Below are 5,472 nucleotides of genomic sequence, written 5' to 3'. Positions count from 1 at the left end.
GGGGGGGCGGGGGGGGGGCGGGGGGGGGGGGGGGTGGTGGTCCGCGGGTCTCGGTTGAGCCGCCGGCCGGGCGGGCCGCTGCGCGGGCAGGAAGGCGGCCAGCACCAGGCCGATGAGCACGGCGCCCGTCGCGATCACGAACGACGTGCGGAAGCCGGTCATCGTCGGCACGTCCACCCCGCCCGTCCGTACCGACGTGTTCGCCAGCACCATGCCGATGACCGCGCTCGACAGCGACGTGCCGATCGAACGCATCAGCGTGTTCAGGCCGTTGGCCGCGCCCGTCTCCGACGCGTCGACCGCGCCGATGATCAGGGCCGGCAGCGAGGAGTAGGCGAGCCCGATGCCCGCCCCCAGCACCACCGCGATCACCACGGTCTGCCACGCGGCGCTCATCAGCCCGAGCCCGGCCCCGTAGCCGACCGCGATGACCAGCATGCCCAGCATCAGGGTGGTCCTGGGGCCGCTACGGGCGGAGAGCCGGGCGTACAGCGGGGCGACGAACATCATGGTCAGGCCCAGGGGGGCCACGCACAGGCCCGCCACGACCATCGACCGCCCGAGTCCGTAACCGGTCGACGCCGGGAGCTGGAGCAGTTGGGGCAGCACCAGCGACACGGCGTAGAAGGCGACGCCGACCATGATCGAGACCAGGTTGGTGAGGAGCACCTCGCGCCGGGCGCTGGTGCGCAGGTCGACCAGCGGCGCCGGGCTCCGCAGCTCGAGGAGCCCCCACGCCACCAGGACCAGCAGCGACGCCGCCAACAGGCCGAGAGTCAGGGGCGAGGTCCAGCCCCAGTCCCCGCCCTTGGTGACGGGCAGCAGCAGGCAGACCAGGCCCAGGGAGAGGCCGAGCGCACCCACGAGGTCGAAGCGCCCGGGGGCGCGCAGGGCGGACTCCGGTACGACCAGGACGGTGAGGGCCATGGCCAGCACACCGAGCACGGCCGAGGCGATGAACAGCGCGTGCCAGTCGGCGTGCTGGGCGATGACCGCGGCGGCGGGCAGGGCCAGGCCGCCGCCCACCCCGATCGACGAGCTCATCAGTGCCATGGCCGAGCCCAGCTTCTCGCGGGGCAGTACGTCGCGCATGATGCCGATGCCCAGGGGGATGGCGCCCATGGCGAAGCCCTGGAGCGCGCGCCCGGTGATCATGACGACGAGGTCGTCGGTGGTGGCGCAGACCAGTGAGCCGGCCACCATCACGGCGAGGCTGGCCAGCAGCATCCGGCGCTTGCCGTACAGATCACCGAGCCGCCCCATGATCGGGGTCGCGACGGCTCCGGCGAGCAGCGTGGCGGTCATCACCCAGGTCGCGTCGGCCGGGGCGGTGTGCAGCAGGGCCGGCAGGTCCTTGATGACGGGGACGAGGAGGGTCTGCATCACCGCGACGGTGATCCCCGCGAACGCGAGCACGGGGACGATTCCCCGGCCCTTCCCGGGACCGGGTATCTCGTCGGCGTGCCGGCCGTTCGTCGTCCGTTGCATACGGGGGCCTCCGGGGGTGGGGACGGAGCGGACATGGAAGTCACAGGACCGGCCGGGACGGCGTGGGACGCCGCACCGCGCAGCGCCGGCCACCGGCGCGGACAGCGTCGGCCGCGAAGTGTGCGCACCCTGAACACTTCCGTGCACGCTGCGTATTCCGGGTGTACGCGGCGGAGACCCGGGGCAGGCGGGCACCACGGGTCCTGGGCCGTCGGTCCGGGCCCGCCGGTCCCGGAAACCGATGTACGGGGCACTGCACGCCTGAGAGCATGACACCCATGGTTGACGTCTCCACGCCCACGCGGCTGCCCGCCCGATCGAGGACCCGCACCTGGGCCGTGGTCGCGGCGGCCTGCACCGGCCAGTTCCTGGTCGTCCTCGATGTGTCCGTCGTCAACGTGGCGCTGCCCTCCATGCGCACCGACCTCGGCCTCAGCGCCTCCGGGCTGCAGTGGGTCGTCAACGCCTACTCGATCGCCTTCGCCGGCTTCATGCTGCTCGGCGGGCGGGCCGCCGACATCTACGGCCGCAAGAGGATGTTCCTGACCGGGCTCGGTCTCTTCACCGCCGCGTCGCTGGCGGGCGGACTCGCCCAGGAGGACTGGCACCTGCTGGCAGCCCGTGCCGCGCAGGGCCTCGGTGCCGCCGTGCTCTCCCCGGCCACGCTCACCATCCTCACCGCCGCCGTCCCCGAGGGCCCCGCCCGCACCCGGGCGATCGGCACCTGGATGGCGGTCGGCGCGGGCGGAGGCGCCGCCGGCGGGCTGATCGGCGGGGTGCTCACCGACGCCCTTTCCTGGCGGTGGGTCCTGCTCATCAACGTGCCGGTCGGCGCCCTCGTGCTGGCCGGTGCCCTCGTGTGGCTGGCCGAGGGGCGCGCCGGCGACCGGCGCCGCGTCGACCTGCCCGGCGCGGTCCTGGTCACGGCCGGCCTGGCGACGGTGGCGTACGGCATCGTGCAGACCGAGGCCGAGGGCTGGGGCGCCGCCGCCACCCTCGTCCCCCTCCTGGGGGGCCTCGCCCTGCTCGGTGCGTTCGTCCTCGTCGAGGCGAGGACCGCCGCCCCCCTGATGCCGCTGCGCGTCCTGGGCGTACGGGCCGTCTCGGCCGCGAACGTGTCGATGCTGCTGATGGGCTCGGCGACCTTCTGCATGTGGTACTTCATGACCGTGTACGCCCAGAACGTGCTGGAGTACACGCCGTTGGAGGCCGGTCTGGCCCTGATGCCGTCCTCCGCCGCCGTCATCCTCGGTTCGAAGGCCGCGCCCCGCCTCATGACCCGTACCGGCGCCAAGCCCCTGGCCGTCACCGGCTTCCTCGTCACCGCCGCCGGCTTCGGCTGGCAGTCCACCATGGGCGAGCACGGGTCGTACCTCACCGCGGTGTGCCTGCCGGGCGTCCTGATGATGGCCGGCGCCGGACTGGCCTCCACGCCTCTGGCCACCCTCGCCACCTCCGGCGCGGCGCCCGGTGACGCCGGTCTCGTCTCCGGGCTGGTCAACACCTCCCGCACGATGGGCGGCGCGCTGGGACTCGCGGTGCTCTCGACGGTGGCCACGGCCCGCACCGGGAGTTCCACGGCCGCGGCGGACATCACCGCGGGCTACGCGACGGCGTTCCGGACGGCCACGGTGGTGCTGCTGGCGGGCGTGCTGCTGATGATGGTCTGGCTGCCCGGCCGGATCCGGGTGCGGGCGGACCGACGGCCCATCCGTGCGAGGCGGCTGTGGTGAGCAACGGGCGCGCGGATGCCAGGAGAGCCTGTGCCGGGGCCCGGCCGGGCGCGTACCCCCGTGGGGGAGGGGCCCCGCCCGGGCCGGTCCGGCGTCCTCGGAGCCGGTCCGCGGCTCAGAGCCAGCCCTGGTCGCGGGCCGCCCGCACCGCCTCGGCGCGGTTGCGGGTGCCCGTCTTGCCGATGGCCGAGGAGAGGTAGTTGCGCACCGTCGACTCCGACAGGCTCAGCCGGGCCGCGATGTCGGCGGCCGTCGCGCCGTCCGCGGCGGCGTTCAGCGCGTCGCGCTCCCGCGCCGTCAGCGGGCTCGGGCCCGCGCCGAGGGCCGCGGCGGCCAGTGCCGGATCGATCACCGTCTCCCCGGCGAGCACCCGCCGGATCGTCTTCGCCAGATCCTCGACCGGGCCGTCCTTCACCAGGAACCCGACCGCGCCCGCCTCCATGGCGCGCCTGAGGTATCCGGGCCTGCCGAAGGTCGTGAGGATCAGCACCCGGCAGTCCGGCACCTCCTCGCGCAGATCGGCCGCCGCGTCCAGGCCGCTGCGCCCCGGGAGTTCGATGTCCAGCAGCGCCACGTCGGGGCGGGAGGTGAGCGCCGCTTCGACGATCCGGTCGCCGGCGGCGACCTGGGCCACCACCTCGATGTCCGGCTCCATGCCGAGCAGCAGGGCCAGGGCACCGCGCATCATGCCCTGGTCCTCGGCGAGCAGGACGCGCACGGACCTCGCCGGCCGGTGCTCCCGCGGCATCTCGTTCACGGGTTCAGCCTAGGCCGCGCGGGCCGGCCCGGCGGTTCGGAGCAGCCCGCCGCCTCCACCGGCGTGTCCGCCGGGAGTTCGGCTCTCACGACGAAGCCGCCGTGCGCGCCGGGGCCCGACTCCAGGAAGCCGCCGCCGGCGGCGAGGCGTTCGGCGAGACCTCTGAGCCCGGTACCGCCGCCGGGCAGGCCCGCGTCCTGGCCCGGCTCGGCGGGTGCCGCCGAACCGGCGCCGTCGTCGGTGACGGTCAGCCGGACACGTCCGGGCGTGGAGTCGACCACGAACTCGCAGCGGGTCGCGCCGCTGTGGCGCACCGCGTTGGTGACGGCCTCCCGCGCCACCCAGCCCAGGAGCGCATCGGTGCGCGGAGTGAGCGGCGTCCCCGAGCGGCGGACCACCGGCTCGATGCCGGCGGCGGCCAGCGCCGACTCCGCCCGGTGCAGCTCGGTGGCCAGGCTCCCCTCGCGGTACCCCGTCACCGCCTCACGGATCTCGGTGAGGGCCTGGCGGCCCACGGCCTCGATGTCGGCGACCTGGGCGAGGGCGGCGTCCGGATCGCGCGGGGCGAGCCGGCGGGCCGCCTCCGACTTGACGACGATCACGGACATGGTGTGTCCGAGCAGATCGTGCAGGTCGCGCGAGAAGCGCAGACGTTCCTTCTCGACGGCGTTGCGGGCCAGCTCCTGACGCGTGGCCCGCAGCTCCGTCACCGTCTCCGACAGCATCAGGATCGCGGCCGTCACCGCTCCCGAGATGAAGGTGCCGTAGCCGATCGTCCACGGCTCCGAGGCGTGATCGCCCCGCCACCCGGCGATGACGCCCGCACAGCCGGCCAGGGCGATCAGGCAGGCTCCCAGTGCCCTGCCCCGCAGGATGGTGCCGCAGGCCAGCGAGAGCAGCGGGAAGAACAGCAGCCAGCTGCCCCCGTAGCCGACCGCGAGGCCGAACGTGATGACGCCCATCGCGGCCAGCAGGGCGTACGACGTGGCGCTCTCGCGCTTCTCCCTGACGAACCCCCGGAACACCACGGAGATGTAGAGCGAGTTGAAGGCGAGGAGGCCGACGGCGCCGACCCACGCGTTCTCCGTCTCCCCCTTCCAGAGGTTGGAGAACGCGCCGAGCCCCATCAGCAGCCAGGGCAGCATGGTGTACGGGCCGGGCGGGCCCGGCCGCCGGCCGCCCGTCCGGTCCCCGCCGGCCCGGTGTCCCGTCATTCCGGCCCCCGTCGTCTTCTTCATGGCACCGACGGTACGGAGCGGGGTGCCCTCGGCGGCAGAGGCATGTGTACGGACCGCACGATGACACATGTCACGGGTGCGCCCCCGGATGCCAGGGGCCTCGCGGCTCGTACCCCTGGGCGGTCCCTCGAACGCCGGGGGCGCCCTGTCCGCTCGGCCGGTCGCGTCCTCCCACGCCGAGGGGCGGGGCCCCCCGGGGGGGGGGGGGGGGCGGGGGCCCCCCCCCCCCCCCCCGACGGCGCCCCCCCCCCCCCCC

Annotated in this window: 4 protein-coding genes; 1 reads left to right on the top strand and 3 read right to left on the bottom strand. The window is 74.7% G+C overall.

Features of this window, described 5'->3' with window-relative positions:
• The coding region (locus tag ABZ371_RS28235) for an MFS transporter (RefSeq protein WP_358684703.1) at positions 1 to 1,488 on the bottom strand (1,488 nt) is incomplete at its 3' end.
• Positions 1,489 to 1,757: 269 nt separating this feature from the next.
• Between ABZ371_RS28235 and ABZ371_RS28230 the strand changes: the two genes are divergently transcribed.
• On the top strand, positions 1,758 to 3,221 hold the full coding sequence (locus tag ABZ371_RS28230) for an MFS transporter (RefSeq protein ID WP_358684701.1): 1,464 nt from the start codon (positions 1,758 to 1,760) through the stop codon (positions 3,219 to 3,221).
• Between the two features lie 115 nt (positions 3,222 to 3,336).
• Here the strand turns inward: ABZ371_RS28230 and ABZ371_RS28225 are convergent, their stop codons facing one another.
• Positions 3,337 to 3,969 (bottom strand): response regulator transcription factor, encoded by a 633-nt coding sequence (locus ABZ371_RS28225; RefSeq protein ID WP_358684709.1) that lies wholly within the window; start codon positions 3,967 to 3,969, stop codon positions 3,337 to 3,339.
• Positions 3,970 to 3,974: 5 nt separating this feature from the next.
• Positions 3,975 to 5,123, bottom strand: coding sequence for a sensor histidine kinase (locus ABZ371_RS28220; protein ID WP_358684706.1), 1,149 nt, complete (start codon positions 5,121 to 5,123; stop codon positions 3,975 to 3,977).
• Between the last annotated feature and the right edge of the window lie 349 nt (positions 5,124 to 5,472).

It is taken from the genome of Streptomyces sp. NPDC005899 (assembly GCF_040629645.1).
Taxonomy (GTDB): Bacteria; Actinomycetota; Actinomycetes; order Streptomycetales; family Streptomycetaceae; genus Streptomyces.
This window is presented reverse-complemented; position numbering and strand designations above follow the sequence as displayed.